This window comes from Mesorhizobium sp. Cs1299R1N1 (genome assembly GCF_037179655.1).
Taxonomy (GTDB): Bacteria; Pseudomonadota; Alphaproteobacteria; order Rhizobiales; family Rhizobiaceae; genus Mesorhizobium; species Mesorhizobium salmacidum.
This window is the reverse complement of the sequence record NZ_JAPYKR010000003.1, coordinates 140019-159718: the sequence shown is the minus strand read 5'-3', so window position 1 is coordinate 159718 and position 19700 is coordinate 140019. Positions and strand designations below refer to the sequence as shown.

Sequence of the window (19700 nt, the reverse complement as noted above, 5' to 3'; positions counted from 1 at the left end):
CGCTGCTTCTGCGTGCGGATTATCGCAGCGGCGCCATCCTCAACCAGTGATTTCTTTTGGCGCGACCATCAACGCCGCTTATGCAACGGCACCACCTTGTTGTCGAAGCCCAGCAGCGCGTCGACCGCAAGCGGCTCTTCGTTGAAGATGGTGCCGGCAAGCGCGGGACGCCCGAGAAGAAAACCCTGCAGCAAATCGACCCCGCCTTCGAGCGCGACACGCAGGTGCGTGGGCTGCTCGATGCCTTCGACCAGCACCTTTGCGCCGCGGTCGTGCAGGCTGGACACCAGCGGGCGGAAGAAGCGTTCCGCGGCGGCGTGGCGGCAGAATTCAGCGAACCAGCCGCCATCGATCTTGACGATGTCGGGCTGAAGCAGGCTCACCCGCTCCTCGGTCGAATGGCCGGTCCCGAAATCATCGATGGCAATGCGGATGCCGTCGCGTCGCATTTCACGAACCAGCCTTGCCAGCAGCGCATCGTCCGCCGCCTGTTCGGTGATTTCACAGACCAGCATGGCTGCCGCCAGGCCGAGTTCGTCGAGATGCCGGCTCATCAGCCGGATCTCGGCCAGCGCCCGTCCAGCATGGTCGTTGACCAGTGGATTGTAGTTGAAGAACAGGTCGAGCCCGTCGACGCCGATATTGTGGAAATTCCTGAGATGCAGCACGCGGCACATGGTTTCGACGAACAGCCGGTCCGAAGCCGCGACACTGTCGAAGAACATCCGCGGCGACCCCGGCCGGCCGGCGCGGTGCGGCTCGATCAGGCCTTCGACGGCCACCGCTTGCAAGCTGCCGCCGCGCGGGGCGTAGATCGGCTGATAGGCGCTGCGCAGGCGGAAGTCGCCATGGACGCCATATTCGATGCCGATCTCGTCGGCGAAGATCGCATCGCCCATGGTGCGCCGCCGCTCGACGCTCATGGCGATACCCTGCGTCCGAAGGCTTTTGCGGGCCGCCCCTTGCGCGGCGTCGCGGTGACGGGAGCGGACGCATGGCTTGCGGCGGAGGCAGGTTCCGGACTGCTCTTTGCGAAAGCGCGGAAACTCGTCGGCGCCAGTTCGGGACGGGCCAGCACGTAACCCTGGACCATCGAGGCGCCCGATCGCTCGGCCAGCTCCAGTTGCCAGCCTTCCTCGATACCCTCGAACACGGTGCGGATGCCCTGGTCCTCGAAGCTCCTCACCATCGACGTCAGCAGCGCGAAACCGGCGCCCGATTCCATCAGTTGCGTGATCCAGTGCGCATCGAACTTGACGATGTCGGGGCTCAGCTCCTTGACGCGGGTGATGTCGGAATCGTCGGCGCCATAGTCGTCGACGGCGATCCGGAAGCCGTTGGCTCTGAGCGCGGCGACGAAGCCGTGCAGGGTCTCCTGCGATGCCGATCTCTGCTCCGTCACCTCGCAAACGACGCGGCCCGGATCGATACCGGCTTCGTGCAGCACCAGCCGCATGTCACGCAAGGCGTTGTCGACGATCGATCGCTCGGTGAACACCGACGGGTCGAAATTGACGAAGATCGATGCCTCCCGCGGCAGGCAGGCGCCGGCATTGAGCAGATGCAGTGTTCTGGTCAGCGCTTCGACATGCAGGCGGTCGGCCGCTGGACATGTCGAGAAGAAGGTCATCGGCGATTGCGGCTCGCCGTCGCGAAATGGGCGGATCAGCCCTTCGAAGGCGGCGACCGACAGCTTGCCCTCGTTGAAGGCAAAGATCGGCTGGAAGGCGCTTTGCAGCGTATAAATGCCCCAGACACCGCTCGAGGTGCCGTCATCATGACGGATGATATGGGCAAGTCCGATGCTGCGTGACAAGGGTTCCTCGCTCCGCGACCAGGCGGAATTGAACGGCGATCCTGCCATGCAAGCCTCTACCGCCCGTTAATGAATTTATTGTTGCCGATCACGCCTCATTGACGGCGCCGTCCCACCTGGCCCAGCCGACAAGGCTTGCACTGACGGGAATGTTGCGACATGAGAAGCGCCGCGGCCGCTCCTGGCCGCGCCGATCCTTTGGAGAGACAAAAGGTCATGGCCTTTCTTGCCGACACCCTTTCCCGCGTTAAGCCTTCCGCCACCATCGCGGTGACGCAGAAAGCCCGCGAGCTGAAAAATGCCGGCAGGGACATCATTGGCCTTGGCGCCGGCGAGCCTGATTTCGACACGCCCGACAACATCAAGAATGCGGCGATCGAGGCCATTCGCCGTGGCGAGACCAAATATCCGCCGGTTTCGGGCATCGTGCCGCTGCGCGAGGCGATCGCGAAGAAGTTCAAGCGCGAGAACAATCTCGACTACAGGCCCGAGCAGACCATCGTCGGCACCGGCGGCAAGCAGATCCTGTTCAACGCCTTCATGGCGACGCTGAACCCCGGCGACGAGGTCATCATCCCTCGCCCCTACTGGGTCAGCTATCCCGAAATGGTGGCGATCTGCGGCGGCACGTCGGTGTTTGCCGACACCTCGATCGACAACGGCTTCAAGCTGACCCCCGCGGTGCTGGAAAAGGCGATCACGCCCAAGACCAAATGGCTCTTGATGAACTCGCCGTCGAACCCGTCGGGCGCGGCCTATACGGAGGCCGAATTGCGCGCGCTGGCCGATGTGCTGTTGAAGCATCCGCAGGTCTGGACGCTGACCGACGACATGTACGAGCACCTGACCTATGGCGACTTCGTCTTCAAGACCATCGCCGAGGTCGAGCCCAGGCTCTACGAGCGCACGCTGACCATGAACGGTGTCTCGAAAGCCTATGCGATGACCGGCTGGCGTATCGGCTATGCCGCCGGTCCCGTCCAGTTGATCAAGGCGATGGACATGATCCAGGGCCAGCAGACCTCTGGCGCCTGCACCATCGCGCAATGGGCTTCCGTCGAGGCGCTCAACGGCCCGCAGGACTTCATCGCCAAGAACAAGGCGATCTTTCAAGGCAGGCGCGACCTCGTCGTATCGATGCTCAACCAGGCGCGCGGCATCACGTGCCCGTCGCCGGAAGGCGCCTTCTATGTCTATCCGTCCTGCGCCCAGTTGATCGGCAGGAAGACGAAGGCCGGCAAGCTGATCGACACCGATGAGACCTTCTGCTCGGAACTGCTCGAGGCAGAGGGCGTCGCGGTGGTGTTCGGCTCGGCCTTCGGCCTCGGCCCCAACTTCCGCATCTCCTACGCCACCTCGGAGACGTTGCTGGAGGAAGCCTGCACGCGCATCCAGCGCTTCACGGCATCGCTGACCTGATCAGGTAAGTCCGAAACAAACCCGGCGTCGCCGCTTTCAGGCGTTACCGCCGGGTTTTGTCAATCCAGGCTGAGCACTCAGCCGCCATATTGCGCCGGCGTCACCGCTTCCAGCCAGTCGGCATGGATGCCGTCAAGCGCCTCCTGCATGGCGATATGCGTCATCGCCGATTTCGGCGCCGCGCCATGCCAATGCTTCTCGCCAGGCTCGAATGAGATGACGTCACCGGCCCTGATTTCCTGGATTGGTCCATCCCATGTCTGCGCCAGGCCGGCGCCAGCGGTCACATAAAGCGTCTGGCCAAGCGGATGCGTGTGCCAGTGGGTGCGCGCGCCGGGCTCGAAACTGACCAACGTGGCCCTGAGCCGCGCCGGCGCCTCCGTCTCGATGATCGGCGTCTGCAGAACCCGGCCGGTGAAGTATTTGTCCGGGGCTATGATGGTCGGCACGCTGCCGCAAGCAATGATCTTCATCGTCTGTCCCTGGAGTTGGTGGGAGCTGGCGAGGCGCCGGCCCCTTGAAGTCAAATGCATTCTCGGCCCGGATGGGCCCGGACGCAACCGGCCGGGTCACCTCGCTCGGACGAAGGCCTGATTTTTTCTTGACCACGAACCTTGCCCGCATGGGACCGCCGCGCTGCTTGCCGGCCGCTCGGTCGAACCGCTCGCGCTCAGCGCCTGAGCCGGCCAGCCCCGCCGGCCTCCTATTTTCCTTGCCCTCCCGGCAAACAAATGGGACGATAATCGCGGGCAGGTCGAAACAGGCCCGCCCGCGACGGTCGAACAGGCCGGCCGCCGCTCAGGACCGATTGACCTTGGCCTGAACCATGAATGCCAGTCGGTCCCCAGGAAAACGCCTGAGTGGAGGTCAGCCATGGGTAATCGCGCCGGAGGACGACGCACGGGACCGAAATGCATTGCCATAGTCGGTCCCTTCGCAAGCGGTAAGACGACACTTCTCGAAGCCATATTGGCCCGTACCGGCGCCATTCCCCGCCAGAACCCGGTTTCCTCTGGCAATACCGTTTCAGATCATTCGCCCGAAGCCCGCGCCCACGCCATGAGCGTCGAGGCGTCAATCGCCACCACCGAATTCATGGGCGAACAGTTCACCTTCATCGACTGCCCCGGGTCGATCGAATTCTCCTTCGAGGCCGAACCGGTGCTGGCCGCCTGCGATGTCGCGGTGGTCGTGGCCGAGGCCGACGAAAAGAAGATCCCCGCTTTGCAGCTCATCATGCGCAAGCTCGACGATCTCGGCGTGCCGCGCATCCTGTTCCTCAACAAGGTCGACAAGGCGATCGCGGGCGTGCGCGACACGCTGAAGATGCTGCAGCCGACAAGTGCCGCGCCGCTGCTTCTGCGTCAGATCCCGCTGCGCAAGGACGGCGTCGTCATCGGCTCGATCGATCTGGCGCTGGAACGCGCCTACATCTATCGCGAATATGCCGAAAGCGAGGTGGCTCAGATACCGGGCGACGACAAGGCGCGCGAACTGGAGGCCCGCTTCTCCATGCTGGAGACGCTGGCCGACCATGACGACCAGCTGATGGAGCAGTTACTGGAAGAGATCGAACCGCCGAAGGACGCGATCTTCGACGACCTCGCCGCCGATCTGCGCGACGGCGCGGTGACGCCGGTGCTGATCGGCACCGCCGAGAAAGGCAATGGCGTGCTGCGCCTCTTGAAGACGATCCGCCACGACGCGCCCGACATCGACGCGACCCGCAAGCGGCTCGGCGCCCCGGACGGCAACGCGGCGGTGGTCCAGGTGATGAAGACCATCCACACGCCGCATGGCGGCAAGCTGTCGGTGTCGCGCATCCTGTCCGGCCAGGTCGCCGACAGCTCGGAACTATGGCTGCCCGGCGGCGACACCGCCAAGGTTTCCGGCATCTACAGGATGCTGGGCAAGGACCAGGTCAAGCTGACCGCCGCCAGGGCCGGCGATACCGTGGCGCTCGGCAAGCTGGACGCGGTCAAGACCGGCCAGACGCTGACTTCAGCCAAGGGCGGGGCCAAACAGCTCTTCGATGTCGAGCCGCCGCAGCCGGTCTTCGCCTTCGCGCTGCGCCCCAAGGAGCGCAAGGACGAGGTCAAGATGTCGGCCGCCATCCAGCGCCTGGCCGAGGAAGATCCCTCGCTCAGCCTGCACCACAACCAGGACTCGGCCGAGACCGTGCTGTCTGGCCATGGCGAGATGCATCTGCGCGTCGTGCGCGAGCGGCTGGAGGGCAAGAACCAGATCCCGGTCGAGGGCCATGCGCCGGCGGTGCCCTATCGCGAGACGATCCGCAAACCGGTGCAGCAGCGCGGCCGCCACAAGAAACAGTCGGGCGGCCACGGCCAGTTCGGCGATGTGGTGATCGAGATCAAGCCGCTGCCGCGCGGCTCCGGCTTCCAGTTCACCGACACCATCACCGGCGGCGTCGTGCCCAAGACCTACATCCAGTCGGTTGAAACAGGCATACGCGATTACCTCAAGTCCGGCCCGCTCGGCTTCCCCGTTGTCGACGTCGCGGTCAACCTGTCGGACGGCTCGTACCATGCGGTCGATTCCTCCGACATGGCTTTCCAGATGGCGGCCAAGCTCGCCATGAAGGAAGGCATGGCCGCCTGCTCGCCGGTGCTTCTGGAGCCGGTGATGAAGGTCGAGATCGTCACGCCGTCCGACGCGACGTCGAAGATCATTGCGCTGATCCCGCAACGGCGCGGCCAGATCCTCGGCTATGACGCGCGGCCCGACTGGCCTGGATGGGATGTCGTCGAGGCGACCATGCCGCAGGCCGAGATCGGTGATCTGATCATCGAGCTGCGGTCGGCCACTTCAGGCGTTGCCAGCTACCGGGCCGCCTTCGACCATATGGCCGAGCTGACTGGCCGTCTCGCCGACGAGGCGATGAACGCCAAAGGCAAGGCCGCCTGATTTCGCCCTGTGGCCGATTTGGAATGCATGTGAAGCGCCCCCCTTCGAAGGATCGAGGGGGGCACAAACCAAAAACGACGCCCGGGGGGGCCGGACGCCGTTTTGTTTTGCGGACCGTTTTCTTGGGAGGAAAAACGGCAGGTCCGCCGCGTGCAAGATCGCCGCGCTTCGGCGGGAAAAGGTTCGGACGCGGTAGCCGCCTGAGCCCGGGCCGTCCGAGTGATGCCCCCATCTCCCGTCCGAACCACACCGCGTCCTATGATCCATTTAGCAGATGAGGGGTGTCCTTGTCATGTTACCAGAGGTTACATGACACTGTTACGCGGCAATTCTGGTGAATTTTTCAGCCATCCCATTGGCATGCAGGCAACAAAAAAGCCGGATCAATGAAGATCCGGCTGAGTTTGATTGGAAGTGCCTGTTAAGGCTAACCTCCAGAGGGGAACACTCGAGGGCGCTAATGGGAGGAGAACGCGCCCAGGAGATGATCTATATATGTGCTCATCATGCCCAAGAAACAAGCATCTATTTTGCAACACACGCATGCAAAAAGGCACAGGCTGTGGTCCAACCCGTTCCAGAAGCCAATAGGACCAGCAGAATCGTGAAAATGAAGCTCGCTTTCGGGTCATTGTCGTCTCGAAAACGCCGATCCTGGCCGATTCTGCTCCCCAAATGCCGAAAAACACTGATGATGTGGAATGAGGCAGCAGCGGTTTAATTCAAAGGCAGTCAAGCGGAGATCAACCAATGCGCAGGTTTTCGGCGATTGCCGGCAGCGGCATTTTCCTGATTGCGGCCCCCGGCGTAGTCGCCGGGCTGATCCCCTGGCTGCTCAGCGCTCGCTGGGGCCTGCCATGGTCGCCCCTGCCCGGCCTTGTCTTCGCCGGCGGCGTGCTCATCGTCGCGGCCGCCGCCGTGCTGCTGCATGCCTTCGCCCGCTTCGCGCTGGAGGGGCTGGGCACGCCCGCCCCTGTCGCACCGACCGAAAGGCTGGTGATCGGCGGCATCTACCGCCATGTCCGCAATCCGATGTATGTCGCCGTGCTGTCGATCATTCTCGGCCAGGCGCTGCTGTTCTCGAGCTGGTCGATCGCGGCCTACGCGGCAATCGCGGCGGCCGCCATGGTGACCTTCGTCAGGCTCTATGAGGAGCCGACGCTCGCCGGCCGCTATGGCGCCGAATACGAAGCCTACCGCCGCAACGTACCGGGCTGGCTGCCGCGGATTACGCCCTGGAAAGAATAGGCTCGCGGAGCTGACCTTGGATCAGAAGGACCAGCTTCTGGCCTTGGCGATGATGAAGTCGCGGAACACGTGCAGCTTGGCCTGGTTCTTCATCGCGTCGGGATAAGCGAAATAGGTGTCGAAGGACGGCACCTCGGTTTCCGGCAGCAGCTGCACCAGGCCGGAATCCTTGCTGATCACATAGTCCGGCAACATGGCGATGCCGGCGCCGCCCTGCACGGCGCGTTTGATCGACAGGATGTCGTTGATCTGCAGCGACGGCACGCGCTGGCCGCTCTCGAAATCGCCGACCGTCTCCAGCCAGTTCAACTCCGACAGATGCGACGGCACGGGCAGGCCGAAGGTGACGATGCGATGGCTTCTCAACTCTGCGATCGAGCCCGGCTTGCCGTGCTTGGCGACGTAGGATGGCGCCGCGTAGAGATGGAAATGCACGGTGAACAGGCGGCGCTGGATCAGGTCCGGCTGCTGCGGCTGGCGCAGCCGGATGGCGCAATCGGCCTGGCGCATGGTGAGGTCGAGCTCCTCATTGGCAAGGATCAGCTGCAGGCTGACTTCGGGATAGAGTTCGATGAACTCCTGCACCCGTTCGGTCAGCCAGCCGGCGCCGAGGCCGACGGTCGTCGTTACCCTGAGCACGCCGGACGGCCGGTCCTTGGTCTCGGTCAGCCGCGACTTGATGGTTTCCAGCTTCATCAGCACGTCATGCGCCGTGCGGAACAGCATCTCGCCCTGTTCGGTCAGCACCAGGCCGCGTGCATGGCGGTTGAACAGAGGCACGCCGACATCGTGTTCGAGCGCGCTGACCTGCCTCGAGATCGCCGATTGCGACAGATGCAGGGTCTCGGCCGCATGGGTAAACGACCCCGCTTCCGCCGCAGCGTGAAACACGCGTAGCTTGTCCCAGTCCAACGCCATGATTTCCCCTCGTTCCGGTTGGCGTTTGAATGAAAAATCAGGCTTTTACACGGCGCTTCTAAGCCGATTTTCTAACAGTTTTGCGAGCCGCCTATTCCGCTGCCTCGCGATGCACCTCGATGCCGGCCAGATATTTTTCCGCTTCGAGCGCGGCCATGCAGCCGAGCCCCGCCGCCGTCACCGCCTGCCGGTAGATATCGTCCGTCACGTCGCCGGCGGCGAAGACGCCAGGCACGTCGGTGCGCGTCGAATCCGGTGCTGTCCACAGATAGCCGTTCGGCTTCTGCTTCAGCTTGCCGGCGAACAGCTCGACCGCGGGCGCATGGCCGATGGCCACGAAGACGCCGTCGACCTTGAGGTGGCTCTCGGCACCGGTCACGGCATGCCTGAGCTTCAGCCCCTCGACCGAAGGCGGCAGCGGTGCCTTGCCGGGGCGCCCGGTGATCTCGTCGACGATCGTGTCCCAGATGACGCGGACATTGTCCTTCTTCAACAGCCGCTCACGCAGGATGCGCTCGGCACGGAAGTCCGAGCGCCTGTGGATGACGGTGACGCTCTTGGCGAGGTTGGACAGATAGAGCGCCTCCTCCACCGCCGAATTGCCGCCGCCGACCACCGCGACATCCTTGCCGCGATAGAAGAAGCCGTCGCAGGTGGCGCAGGCGGAAACGCCGAAGCCCATGAAGTCCTGCTCGGTCGGAATGCCCAGCCACTTGGCCTGCGCGCCGGTGGCGATGATCAGCGCATCGGCCGTGTAGGTCGTGCCGGAATCGCCCTTGGCGCGGAACGGCCGCACATTGAGGTCGACCTCGGTGATGATGTCGTTGATGATGTCGGTGCCGACATGCTCGGCCTGCTTGAGCATCTGCTCCATCAGCCACGGCCCCTGGATCGGATCGGCGAAGCCGGGATAGTTTTCGACATCCGTGGTGATCATCAGCTGGCCGCCCTGCTGCAGGCCGGCGACGAGCATCGGCTTCAGCATCGCACGCGCGGCATAGACCGCCGCCGTATAGCCGGCCGGACCGGAACCGATGATGAGAACGGGCGCATGCTTGGTGATCATCTGGAGCCTCTGCGGGGCGGACACGGGTGTGCCTTGGAAAAAGACGTGGAATATCGCGCTTAATGTAAGGGCTGCCAGCCACGCCAGCAAGACGAACGGACCGTCGTCCCCGGAAAGCTTCGGCCCACGCGGATATTCGCGCGACGAGCGCTTTCGTTACCTCTCTAAAATCGCGTCGACGAGGGCTGGCTTCGCCACAAAAGTCGTTTAATTACAAAATCGCGAAAGATTCTTGCGCCACTGATCATCGAGAACCCCAATGCCCCTCAAGGCCGACCTTGACGCCATCGACTGGAAGATCCTGCGCGAGCTTCAGGCGGACGGGCGCATGACCAATGTCGAGCTCTCGAACCGCGTCGGCATTTCCGCACCGCCCTGCCTGCGCCGGGTCAAGCGGCTGGAGGAAGCCGGCATCATCCGCGGCTACCGCGCGCTGCTCAACGCGCCTGCGCTCGGCCTCGATGTCGTCGCCTTTTGCCTGGTCGGGCTGCATCATCAGGCCGATGCCGAACTGCGCATTTTCGCCGAGCGCACGCGAGGCTGGCCGATCGTGCGCGATGCCTGGATGGTGTCGGGCGAGTCCGACTTCCTGCTGCATTGCGTGGCCAGCGACCTCGGCAGCTTCCAGACCTTCGTCATCGAGGAACTGACCTCGACGCCGAACGTCGACACGGTGCGCACGGCGCTCACCATCCGCCGCGTCAAGGATGAGGGTTTGGTGTCGTTCGAACGCCCCTGAGGCCAGGCGAACGCCCGTGCGCTGGGCGAATTCCTTGCGTTCGCCACATCGGCGCCGCGTTGGTATTCGAAAGACGCCGGTATGCAAGGCTGAACGGCTCTGCCGGACTTCACTGCTCGACTGGGCGCTTGACTGGTTTCTCAAGCAATTCCAGGAAGGGTGTGTAACGGTTTTCCGCCCGGAATTGCTTGAGAACAGATGGAACGAGCAGCGTGAATTCCGAGATAATCCGCCATGGGAAGGGGACCATGACCCGTTTTGCAAGTCCGGTCTCGGCGCTCATCATCTGCGTGAACGAGGCCGATATGATCGGCCCGTGCCTGGAAAGCATCGATTTCTGTGCCGAGATCATCATCGTTGATTCCGGCTCGACGGATGGCACCGTCGAATGCATTGAAAGCTATATCGCAAAGGGCTATCCGATAACGCTGCTGCACAATGATTGGCCGGGCTTTCCCCGCCAACGGCAATTCGCGCTCGACCACGCCAACCAGCCCTGGTGTCTTTCGATCGACCCGGACGAGCGCGTCGACGACCGGTTGCGGCAGTCGATCGTGGCCATCACCCAGGCGGCCGGCGGCAAGGCCAGCGGATGGTACATGCGCCGCCGCGACTGGCTGAAGGGCTACGGCTATGCCCATCGCTGGGTGCTGCACAACAGGCTGCTCAGGCTTTTCCGCAGGGAAGGCGCCACCATGGATCTCACCGCGCGGGTGCATGAATCCGTTCGCGTGCCGGGCGAGACCGACACGATCGAAGACGGTGTCCTGCTGCATCGCCGTGAAATATCGGTCGAGGAGGATCTTGCCAGGGCCAACGCCTATTCCGGCCTCAAGGCGGTCTCGCTGGTCGAGAAAGGCAAGAAGCCCGGCCTGGTGCGGCTGGTGCTATCGCCGTTCGGCAATTTCCTCAAATTCTACCTGGCCAAGCGCTACTTCCTGTGCGGCCGCCATGGCTTCGTCTACTCGATGTCGGTGATGATCTATTCCTTCGCCACCGAGGCCAAGCTCTACGAAGCCTCGCAGCGCAACGACCAGGCGTAGGGCCTACGATCCGAGCGCGTCGATGGCGGCGAGCAGGCCGCCGAGATCGTGGTCGTCATGCAAGCGCCTGATGGCGAAGCCGGGCTGAAGTGCCGCCTCTCCATCGACCAGCCACCCCTGCGCAAGGCCCGCGCGTTGGCCCGCCTGCATGTCGGCCAGCTTGTCGCCGACCATCAGGGAGCGTTGGAGGTCAAGGTCAAGGCGCCTGCCCGCCTCGATCAGCATGCCCGGATTGGGCTTGCGCATCGGATGATTGGCTACAGCGAGAGGCCCGACGCCCGCCTCGTGATAGGCGCAGGCCAGCACCATGTCGACGGACACGCCCTGCCCGCGCAGCAGATCGAGCACGCGGCCGTTGACCGATGCGAAAACGCCCCAGCCGAAATAGCCGCGCGCGATGCCGGACTGGTTGGTGACCATGACGACCGGAATTCCGGCCCGGTTGGCGGCGGCGATCGCCGGCAGCATCTGCGGCCTCAGCTCGATCTCGGCCGGATCGCTGGGATAGTCCGTGTCGACATTGATGGTGCCGTCGCGGTCCAGGAACAGCGCCGGCGACCGTGCCGGGAAAACCCGGCCGCCTATCCGCTCCACCCACAGGCCCGGTTCGGTCAATGGGTGCGGCTTCCCGATCCTGTCAGCCATTCGACAGGCGCGCTTCGACCACCTCGCACAGATAATGATAGAGGCACAAATGGCCCTGCTGGATGATCGGCGTCGAGGTCGAGGGTACGTTGAGCAGGATGTCGGTGAGCGGCTTCAGCTTGCCGCCGGTATCGCCGGTCAGGCTGACCACCGTCATATCCATCATGCGCGCCTGTTCGGCCGCGGCGAGAATGCTCGGCGAATTGCCGCTGGTCGAGATCGCCAAAAGCACGCCGCCTGCAGCGCCATGCGCTTCGACCTGGCGCGAAAACACCGTATCGAAGCCGTAATCATTGCCCCAGGCGGTCAGCATCCCGGCGTTGGCCGGCAGCGCAATCACATTGTAGGCCTTGCGCTCCTTCAGGAAACGGCCGACCAGTTCAGTGGCGATATGGATGGCGTCGCTGGCCGAGCCGCCATTGCCGCAGACCAGCAATGCCTTTCCAGAGGAAAGCGCCGACACGACGGCGCTCACCGCTCGTTCCATCTCGCTGGTCAAATCTCGCTCGACCGTGGCGGTGATGGCGGCCGCCGAGCGGACCAGATAATCGTTCAATTCGGACATGAGATCCCTCAGTTGGTGGCGCTGCCGGCGCGTAGTTTGCCGATGGTGCCAGTGGTGCTCTTGCCGGCGACCAGGTCGACCAGCACGACGCGGCCGCCCGCCTTCCGCACCACATCGGCGCCGACCACGGTGTCGATCGTGTAGTCGGCGCCCTTCACCAGTATGTCGGGCAGAAGCGCCTCGATCAGCGCCAAAGGCGTATCCTCCTCGAACACCACCACGGCATCGACCGAGGCGAGCGCGGCGAGCACGCAGGCGCGATCATGCTGGTCGTTGACCGGGCGGCCCGGCCCTTTCAGCCGCCGCACGGAGGCATCACTGTTCAACCCGAGCACCAGCCGGTCGCACTGGCTGCGCGCCGCGTGCAGCAGGCTGACATGGCCGGCATGCAGGATGTCGAAGCAGCCATTGGTGAAGCCGACGCTCAGGCCTTCCGCCTTCCATCCCGCCACCATGCGCGCGGCCGAAGTAGCGTCGAGGATGGCGTCCTTGTGCGCGGTCGGTCCGTGCGAGCGGAACAGCGCGCCGGTGAGTTCCTCGACACTCAGCCGCGCGGTGCCGCGCTTGCCGACCACGACGCCGCCGGCGGCGTTGGCGATCGAGGCCGCGGCGACAGGATCGGCACCGGCCGCAAGCGCCAGCGCGAAGGTCGCGATCACGGTATCGCCGGCGCCCGAGACGTCGAACACCTCGCGCGCCTGGGTGGCGATGTGGCGTGCCTCGTCGGGGCCGACCACGCTCATGCCCTTTTCGCTGCGGGTGGCGACGACGAAGTCGAAGCCGTGCGCCGAAATCAGCTCGCGTGCCGCCGCGACGATCTCGTCATCGGCGAACACCGCATGGCCGACGGCCTCGCCAAGCTCCTTGCGGTTGGGCGTGACGGCGGTCGCGCCGGCATAGCGCGCATAGTCGCGGCCCTTCGGGTCGACCAGCACCGGCTTGCCCGCCTCGCGGCAGATGGCAATCAGTTCGGCGGCGACGCCGTCCAGCAATATGCCCTTGCCGTAATCGGACAGGATGACAATGTCCGCCTGTTTCAACGCGTCCCGGAAACGGCGGACCAGATCCCCCCGTTCGGCCTCGCCGAGCGGCTTGATCTCTTCCTCGTCGAAACGCAGCACCTGCTGGTTGAGGGCGCTGAAGCGGCTCTTCGACGAGGTCATGCGGCCGCGCTGCTGCAGAAGCCCCGCCGTATCGGCGCCAAGCTCGCCCAGCATCCGCACCAGGCTGTCGCCGGCGGGATCAGTGCCGATCACCGAGACCGGAACGGCGCGTGCGCCAAGCGAGACGATGTTGGCCACGACATTGCCGGCGCCACCCATCGCCGAGCTTTCGCCCCGCCCATGCAGCACCGGGATCGGCGCTTCCGGCGAGATCCGCTCGATGACGCCATTGACGAAGCGGTCGAGGATGAGGTCGCCGGCCACCAGCACGGCGACGTCGCCGAAGCGCGCGATGGCGCGGTGCAGGGGCTCGGGTGAAGGCGGATTGTGCTTGATCATGTCATCTGCCACGCGCGGAAAACGCCGATCTCAGATAGGTCGAAACACCAGATTTGCGAGGCCGGCCGGTCATGCCTGCCGATATACCGCAATTCGGCACAGCGCAACGGCAGGGGCAGAGGCAAACCCGGACAGGTCAGGTTTTCTGCAGGGCGACGTGGACGCCGAGCCCGACCAGTACCGCGCCGCCGGCCCGCCGCATCAGGCGCTGCGCCCGGCTCGAACGCCGCAGCCGTCCGATCACGAGGCCGGCCAGGAACACGCAGACGATGTCGGCCGAGGAGAACATCAGGTTGACGATCGTACCCAGCACGACGAATTGCAGCCAGACCGGCAAGGTAGCCGAGGCATCGATGAACTGCGGCAGGAATGCCATGAAGAAGATCGCGGTCTTGGGGTTGAGCACCTCGACGGTGATGCTCTCGAAAAACGCCCGGCGGGCCGATTTGCGCTCGATCGCCGGCAGCGCCACGTCGCCCTCTACGCGCTTGCGAAACAGCGAAATGCCGAGCCAGATGAGGTAAAGCGCGCCGACCAGCTTGACCGCCACGTAGAGCGGCGGCACGGCGTGGAACAGCACGGACAAGCCGGCGGCGGCGGCGAAGACATGCACATAGCCGCCGAGATGGATGCCGAGTGCCGCCGTCAGCCCCGACCAACGCCCACGCGCCATCGTCTGCGCGGCGGCGTAGAGCATGGCGGGACCCGGAATGTAGGCGAAGATCGCCGTGGTGGCGAAAAACGCGATCAGCAGTTCGGTCGACGGCATTTTTGTCCCCTTGTCGTGGGTCAGCCCCAGCAGGCGCCAACTGAGTGGAAGCTTTGCGGCGCCACTGTGGCGCAATCACCTGCTTTGTCGACAGCCCGGCCAGCCTCCCTTATAAGGGCCGGAATCGCAAGCAACCAGAGGCCTTCATGATCATCGTCACGGGCGGCGCCGGCATGATCGGCTCCAACATCGTCGCCGCGCTCAATGCGGAAGGCCATGACGACATCCTCGTCGTCGACGACCTCACCGACGGTCACAAGATCGCCAACTTGGCCGATTTGACGATAGCTGACTATCTCGACAAGGACGATTTCCTGGCCCGCATGGAGGCCGGCTCGCTCGGCCGCATCGAGGCAGTGTTCCATCAGGGCGCCTGTTCGACCACCACCGAGTGGAACGGCAAGTTCATGATGGAGGTGAATTACGCCTATTCGAAACGGCTGCTGCATGGCTGCCAGGCGCTGCGCGTGCCCTTCCTCTACGCCTCCTCCGCTTCGGTCTATGGTGGCGGCACCGAATTTCGCGAGGAGGCTGCGCTCGAGCGGCCGCTCAACGTCTATGCCTATTCCAAGAAACTCTTCGACGACTATGTCAGGCGCACGGTGTTCGACAGCGATCATTCGCAGGTCGCGGGGCTGCGCTACTTCAATGTCTATGGCCCGCGCGAAGCGCACAAAGGGGCCATGGCCTCGGTCGCCTTCCATCTGTTCAACCAGGTCGAGCGCGGTGAAAATCCGAAGCTGTTCGGTGCCCATGACGGCTTCGGACCCGGCGAACAGAGCCGCGACTTCATCCATGTCGGCGATGTCGCCGACGTCAATCTGTGGCTGTGGAAGCGCGGCGCGAGCGGCATCTTCAACTGCGGCACCGGGCACGCCCAGCCGTTCCGCGCCATCGCCGAAACGGTTATCGACACGCTGGGCAAGGGCGAGATCGAGTTCATCCCCTTCCCCGACCATCTCAAGGGCAGCTACCAGAGTTTTACCCAGGCTGATATGTCCCGCTTGCGCGCAGCCGGCTATAACGGGCAATTCCGCACAGTAGAAACCGGCGTCAGAGACTATGTCGAATGGCTGAAAGCCCAACGATCCTCGTGATCGGCCCACGCTGGGTGGGCGATATGGTGATGGCGCAGTGCCTGTTCTCGGCGCTGAAGGAACGCCATCCCGACGCCGCGATCGATGTGCTGGCGCCCGCCTGGGCGGCACCACTGGTCAAGCGCATGCCCGAAATCCGCCAGCAGATCGACTTTCCGCTGCAGCCCGGCGCGCTCGAATTCAGCCATCGCCGCCGCTTCGGCCGCCTGCTGCGCGGCCGCTACGACATGGCCTACGTCCTGCCGGGCAGCTGGAAGTCGGCGCTGATCCCGTTCTTTGCCCGCATTCCGCGTCGTTTCGGCCACCTTCGGGAAATGCGCTACGGCCTGCTGACCGATATCGTGCCATTGCCCGATGCCGTGAAACGGCGCACCGCTCAGGCTTATTTCGGGCTCGCCCAGGGCGGCAGTTTCCGCGCGCCCCGGCTGACCGTGGATCCAAAAAACCAAGCCGCCCTGCTCGACCGTTTCGGTCTTGCGCAGCGGGAATTCGTGGCCCTCATGCCCGGCGCCGAGTTTGGTCCGGCCAAGCGCTGGCCAAGTGAAAGCTATGCCGGCCTTGCCCGCGAATTCATGGGCAAAGGCTTGAAGGTCGCCCTGTTCGGTTCGAAGAACGACCGCGACGTGACGGCGGAGATCGCCGCCCTTGCCCCCGGTGTCGTCGACCTCGCCGGCCAGACACGGCTGGAGGACGCCATCGACCTGATCGCGGCGGCAAGGCTCGCGGTCTCCAATGATAGCGGGCTGATGCATGTCGCGGCCGCCGTCGGCACCCCGATCGTTGCCGTCTATGGCTCGACCTCGCCTGAAAATACGCCGCCGCTGGCGGAGCGACGCGAACTGGTCTGGCTCGGCCTGTCCTGTTCGCCCTGCCACCGGAAAATCTGTCCGCTCGGCCACCTTAACTGCCTGAAGACATTGGAAGTCCGGCAGGTCGCCGCGGCGGCCGACCGGCTGCTGGAACTTCCGGCCGCGGCATGAAGGTGCTGATCGTCAAGACATCGTCGATGGGCGACGTCATCCACACCTTTCCGGCACTCGAGGATGCCAGCCGCGCACGGCCCGATATCGCTTTCGACTGGTGCGTGGAGGAGGCCTTTGCCGGCATCGTCGCACTGCATCCGGCGATCGGCACCATCCACAAGGTGGCGATAAGGCGCTGGCGAAAGACCCTTTTCGACACGAACACCTGGCGCGAGGCGGCGGCCTTGCGCCGTGCTTTGCGCGCCTGCCGGTATGACCTCGTCATCGATGCGCAAGGCTTGCTGAAGTCGGCCCTGGTGGCGCGCCAGGCGCGTGCGCCGATTGCCGGCTTCAACCGGTCGAGTGCGCGCGAACCCTCGGCGACGCTGTTCTACGACATCACCCACGCCGTGCCGCGCGACCTGCACGCCATCGAGCGGACACGGCGGCTGTTCGGGTTGGCGCTTGGCTATCAGCCCGATTTATCGACCCTCGACTCCGGCATTGTGCCACCCTCCGGCAGTCTGGCCAGCATCGACGGCAAAACCGCCTTCCTGCTGCACGGCACCAGCCGCGAGGACAAGAAATGGCCGGTCGAGGACTGGATCGGAACAGCCCGCCTGCTGGTCGAGCGCGGCATGACGCCGGTCACCACCTGGTCGAACGAGCGTGAGAAGACGGTGGCCGAGGCGATCGCCAAGGCCGTGCCATCCACGGTCGTGGTGCCGAAATCGCCGCTGGCCAACATCGCGGCCATCCTCGGGCGCTCGACACTGGTCATCGGCGCCGATACGGGATTGACCCATCTCGCCAGCGCTTTCGGCTTGCCGACGGTCGCGGTGTTTTTGGCGACTGAGCCGGGCTTGACCGGGCCGCGTGGGCCTTATGCGTCGACTTTGCTGGCGCCAGCCGGCGGGGGCGTGACGCCGACCGAGGTTGTGGCTGAGGCGGAGAAACTGTTGGCACTGAAATTACAAGCGCCGGCTTAGGACCTTTCAGAATTCGCTCTGGCGAGTCAAATAGCGTGGTTCTTCGAGAACCGGAGCGGAGCGTACTTTAAAGTACCTGAGCACCGGAAGCGCAGAAAACCGGGCTAGTTGGCCGCCAGAGTAGAATTATCAAGGGTCCTAAATAAACTGCACCTGGACGATCTCGTACCCGCGTGCGCCACCAGGCGCATTGACCTCGATGGCGTCGCCGACTTCCTTGCCGATGAGCGCGCGGGCGATGGGCGAGGAGATCGAGATGCGGCCCGATTTCACGTCGGCTTCCTGGTCGCCGACGATCTGGTAGGTCTTCTTCTCCTCGGTGTCCTCGTCGACCAGCACGACGGTGGCGCCGAACTTGACCTTGTCGCCGCTGAGTTTGGTGACGTCGATCACCTCGGCGCGCGCGATATAATCCTCGAGCTCGTTGACGCGGCCCTCATTGAGGCTCTGCGCCTCTTTCGCGGCATGGTATTCGGCATTTTCGGACAGGTCGCCATGCGAGCGCGCCTCGGAGATCGCCTCGATGATGCGCGGCCGCTCTTCCTGCTGGCGCCAGCGCAGTTCTTCCTTCAATGACGCGAACCCCTCGCCTGTCATCGGGACCTTGTTCATAGTGCCTGACCTTTCCTGCCGCCGCCCCCGCGTTTCGGGGGAAGCCTTGTCGTTGGGTATAAAAAGAAAACGGTCCGGCAGCCTCGGGCTAACGGAACCGTTTCACCGCAATTTCCCTGAATATAGCAATCTTTGCGGGCTTTTCACGCTCAAAAATCGGTTTTGCAAAAATCATCCCTTCTTTTGTCAGCGAAGGTGGCTGTGGGATGGAGCGAACAAAAAACGGCCGCGATTGCTCGCGGCCGTTTCGAAACCATGAAGCCCGATCAGCTTCTCATGAAATGTTCGATCTGCTCGGCCAGCATGCCGTATTCGCGCGAACCCTTGCCGGTGCGCTTTTCGATCTCCGTCAGCTGCTGCTGGGCGCCGGCCAGGTCGCCGATCTGCAGATGCGCCTCGCCGAGATATTCGCGCACCAGCGTGTAATTCGGGTCGATCCGCAGCGCTTCCTCGTAATAGCCGAGGCCGACGGTGACGCGGCCGGAATGGCGGTGCGAGTAGCCGAGATAGTTGAGGATGCGCGGATCCTGCTTGTTGGCGGCAAGAACGAGGACCGAGATCGCCTCGTCATAGCGGCCGGCCATCGCCAGCGCATGGCCCGCATCATAGATGCTGTCGTCGTCCAGCATGCCTTCCTTGGGCGCCACGCATTTCTGCTTCTTCTTGTCCCAGACTTCACCCTTTTTGCATTGGGTGACGGTCTGGTCGTTACCGCCACCGCTACCGGCCGCAAACACCGGAACGGCAAGGAACTGCACGGCGACAAGCGCGGCGGCTGCCTGGATCAGCATTCTTTTATGCATGGAAAACCTCCTGAGGGTGTGACAATGCAACACTAACGCCGAGCGGTCCGCGTTTCATCCCGGAAAAAGCCCGTCTGGAGAACATGAGGTGACGGATGCCGCAAATCCGGTATCATCGCCCTCGAATGAGACTGATCCACGGAGAGGGCCCGTGCAGCGGCGGCTTGACAAAGACTGGGATCTCACGATCGGCCCCGACACCGTGCGGCTGTTCATTCTCAAGGCCAAGGCGCTGAGCGCGGCCGTCAATGAGGACTATGCCGGCGGCGCCGAACACGAGGTCGAGTTCGACGGCGACAGGCATGACAACCACCACCATGACGGCCTTGCCGAGGAAAGCTCGGAAAACCTCACCGAGGAAGAGCTGCGCGAGCTGATCAACGACCTCAATATCGACGAGGCGGCCGAGCTGATCGCGCTGGCCTGGGTCGGCCGCGGCGACTACGACGCCTCGGAATGGGCCGACGCGGTGGCGGCGGCGCGAGAGCGGGCCAACAAGCGCACGGCGAAATACCTGCTCGGCATGCCGCTGCTCGCCGACTTGCTGGAAGAGGGACTGGAAGCGATCGGCGCGTAACGCGG

Annotated in this window: 20 protein-coding genes; 9 read left to right on the top strand and 11 right to left on the bottom strand. The window is 64.0% G+C overall.

Annotation, left to right across the window (positions count from 1 at the left end; translation table 11 throughout):
* Positions 1-68 precede the first annotated feature (68 nt).
* Together O7A70_RS07600 and O7A70_RS07595 are read right to left on the bottom strand one after the other, a co-directional pair.
* On the bottom strand, positions 69-923 hold the full coding sequence (locus tag O7A70_RS07600) for an EAL domain-containing protein (protein WP_337139822.1): 855 nt from the start codon (positions 921-923) through the stop codon (positions 69-71).
* Positions 920-1816, bottom strand: a complete 897-nt coding sequence (locus O7A70_RS07595; protein ID WP_337140206.1) for an EAL domain-containing protein — start codon at positions 1814-1816, stop codon at positions 920-922. Before O7A70_RS07595 ends, O7A70_RS07600 begins: the two co-directional genes overlap by 4 nt.
* 216 nt (positions 1817-2032) lie before the next feature.
* Here O7A70_RS07595 and O7A70_RS07590 point away from each other — a divergent pair, with 216 nt between their 5' ends.
* Positions 2033-3235: a pyridoxal phosphate-dependent aminotransferase gene (locus O7A70_RS07590; protein ID WP_337139821.1), complete on the top strand. Its 1203-nt coding sequence runs from the start codon at positions 2033-2035 to the stop codon at positions 3233-3235.
* A 77-nt stretch (positions 3236-3312) separates the two neighbouring features.
* Here the strand turns inward: O7A70_RS07590 and O7A70_RS07585 are convergent, their stop codons facing one another.
* Positions 3313-3708 (bottom strand): (R)-mandelonitrile lyase, encoded by a 396-nt coding sequence (locus tag O7A70_RS07585; protein WP_337139820.1) that lies wholly within the window; start codon positions 3706-3708, stop codon positions 3313-3315.
* Between the two features lie 400 nt (positions 3709-4108).
* Between O7A70_RS07585 and O7A70_RS07580 the strand changes: the two genes are divergently transcribed.
* Positions 4109-6160: an elongation factor G gene (locus tag O7A70_RS07580; RefSeq protein ID WP_337139819.1), complete on the top strand. Its 2052-nt coding sequence runs from the start codon at positions 4109-4111 to the stop codon at positions 6158-6160.
* A 750-nt stretch (positions 6161-6910) separates the two neighbouring features.
* The gene (locus O7A70_RS07575) at positions 6911-7408 is read left to right on the top strand and encodes a methyltransferase family protein (RefSeq protein ID WP_337139818.1); all 498 of its coding nucleotides are present in this window, start codon (positions 6911-6913) and stop codon (positions 7406-7408) included.
* 21 nt (positions 7409-7429) lie between these two features.
* On the opposite strand, the gene O7A70_RS07570 is transcribed toward O7A70_RS07575, so the two are convergent.
* The gene (locus O7A70_RS07570) at positions 7430-8326 is read right to left on the bottom strand and encodes a LysR family transcriptional regulator (RefSeq protein ID WP_027143277.1); all 897 of its coding nucleotides are present in this window, start codon (positions 8324-8326) and stop codon (positions 7430-7432) included.
* A 91-nt stretch (positions 8327-8417) separates the two neighbouring features.
* Positions 8418-9392 carry a thioredoxin-disulfide reductase gene (trxB, locus tag O7A70_RS07565; RefSeq protein WP_140505032.1) on the bottom strand — a complete coding sequence of 325 codons (975 nt, stop codon included), beginning with the start codon at positions 9390-9392 and terminating at the stop codon, positions 8418-8420.
* Positions 9393-9651: 259 nt separating this feature from the next.
* Between trxB and O7A70_RS07560 the strand changes: the two genes are divergently transcribed.
* Positions 9652-10131 carry an Lrp/AsnC family transcriptional regulator gene (locus O7A70_RS07560; RefSeq protein ID WP_337139817.1) on the top strand — a complete coding sequence of 160 codons (480 nt, stop codon included), beginning with the start codon at positions 9652-9654 and terminating at the stop codon, positions 10129-10131.
* 248 nt (positions 10132-10379) lie between these two features.
* Positions 10380-11174 (top strand): glycosyltransferase family 2 protein, encoded by a 795-nt coding sequence (locus tag O7A70_RS07555; RefSeq protein ID WP_337139816.1) that lies wholly within the window; start codon positions 10380-10382, stop codon positions 11172-11174.
* Positions 11175-11177: 3 nt separating this feature from the next.
* Here O7A70_RS07555 and gmhB read toward each other — a convergent pair whose 3' ends face one another.
* From gmhB to O7A70_RS07535, 4 genes are all read right to left on the bottom strand, one after another.
* The gene (gene gmhB / locus O7A70_RS07550; RefSeq protein WP_337139815.1) at positions 11178-11819 is read right to left on the bottom strand and encodes a D-glycero-beta-D-manno-heptose 1,7-bisphosphate 7-phosphatase; all 642 of its coding nucleotides are present in this window, start codon (positions 11817-11819) and stop codon (positions 11178-11180) included.
* Positions 11812-12384: a D-sedoheptulose-7-phosphate isomerase gene (locus tag O7A70_RS07545; RefSeq protein WP_337108158.1), complete on the bottom strand. Its 573-nt coding sequence runs from the start codon at positions 12382-12384 to the stop codon at positions 11812-11814. Before O7A70_RS07545 ends, gmhB begins: the two co-directional genes overlap by 8 nt.
* A gap of 8 nt (positions 12385-12392) precedes the next feature.
* Positions 12393-13886 carry a D-glycero-beta-D-manno-heptose-7-phosphate kinase gene (gene rfaE1 / locus O7A70_RS07540; protein ID WP_337139814.1) on the bottom strand — a complete coding sequence of 498 codons (1494 nt, stop codon included), beginning with the start codon at positions 13884-13886 and terminating at the stop codon, positions 12393-12395.
* Between the two features lie 136 nt (positions 13887-14022).
* On the bottom strand, positions 14023-14655 hold the full coding sequence (locus O7A70_RS07535) for a LysE family translocator (protein WP_337139813.1): 633 nt from the start codon (positions 14653-14655) through the stop codon (positions 14023-14025).
* Positions 14656-14801: 146 nt separating this feature from the next.
* On the opposite strand from O7A70_RS07535, the gene rfaD reads away from it, so the two are divergent.
* Genes rfaD through waaC form a run of 3 tightly spaced genes read left to right on the top strand, consistent with a single transcriptional unit; the run spans position 14802 to position 17703 of the window.
* Entirely contained in the window at positions 14802-15752 is a 951-nt protein-coding gene (gene rfaD / locus O7A70_RS07530; protein WP_337139812.1) for an ADP-glyceromanno-heptose 6-epimerase, read from the top strand.
* Entirely contained in the window at positions 15725-16732 is a 1008-nt protein-coding gene (gene waaF, locus O7A70_RS07525; RefSeq protein ID WP_337139811.1) for a lipopolysaccharide heptosyltransferase II, read from the top strand. The genes rfaD and waaF overlap by 28 nt, the downstream gene beginning before the upstream one ends.
* Complete coding sequence (gene waaC / locus O7A70_RS07520) at positions 16729-17703, top strand: lipopolysaccharide heptosyltransferase I (RefSeq protein WP_337139810.1); 975 nt, start codon at positions 16729-16731, stop codon at positions 17701-17703. The genes waaF and waaC overlap by 4 nt, the downstream gene beginning before the upstream one ends.
* A gap of 138 nt (positions 17704-17841) precedes the next feature.
* Here waaC and greA read toward each other — a convergent pair whose 3' ends face one another.
* Both greA and O7A70_RS07510 read right to left on the bottom strand, forming a co-directional pair.
* Entirely contained in the window at positions 17842-18315 is a 474-nt protein-coding gene (greA, locus tag O7A70_RS07515) for a transcription elongation factor GreA (protein WP_023671981.1), read from the bottom strand.
* A gap of 266 nt (positions 18316-18581) precedes the next feature.
* On the bottom strand, positions 18582-19118 hold the full coding sequence (locus O7A70_RS07510; protein WP_337139809.1) for a tetratricopeptide repeat protein: 537 nt from the start codon (positions 19116-19118) through the stop codon (positions 18582-18584).
* A 151-nt stretch (positions 19119-19269) separates the two neighbouring features.
* On the opposite strand from O7A70_RS07510, the gene O7A70_RS07505 reads away from it, so the two are divergent.
* On the top strand, positions 19270-19695 hold the full coding sequence (locus O7A70_RS07505; RefSeq protein WP_027143289.1) for a DUF3775 domain-containing protein: 426 nt from the start codon (positions 19270-19272) through the stop codon (positions 19693-19695).
* The last annotated feature ends 5 nt before the right edge of the window (positions 19696-19700 follow it).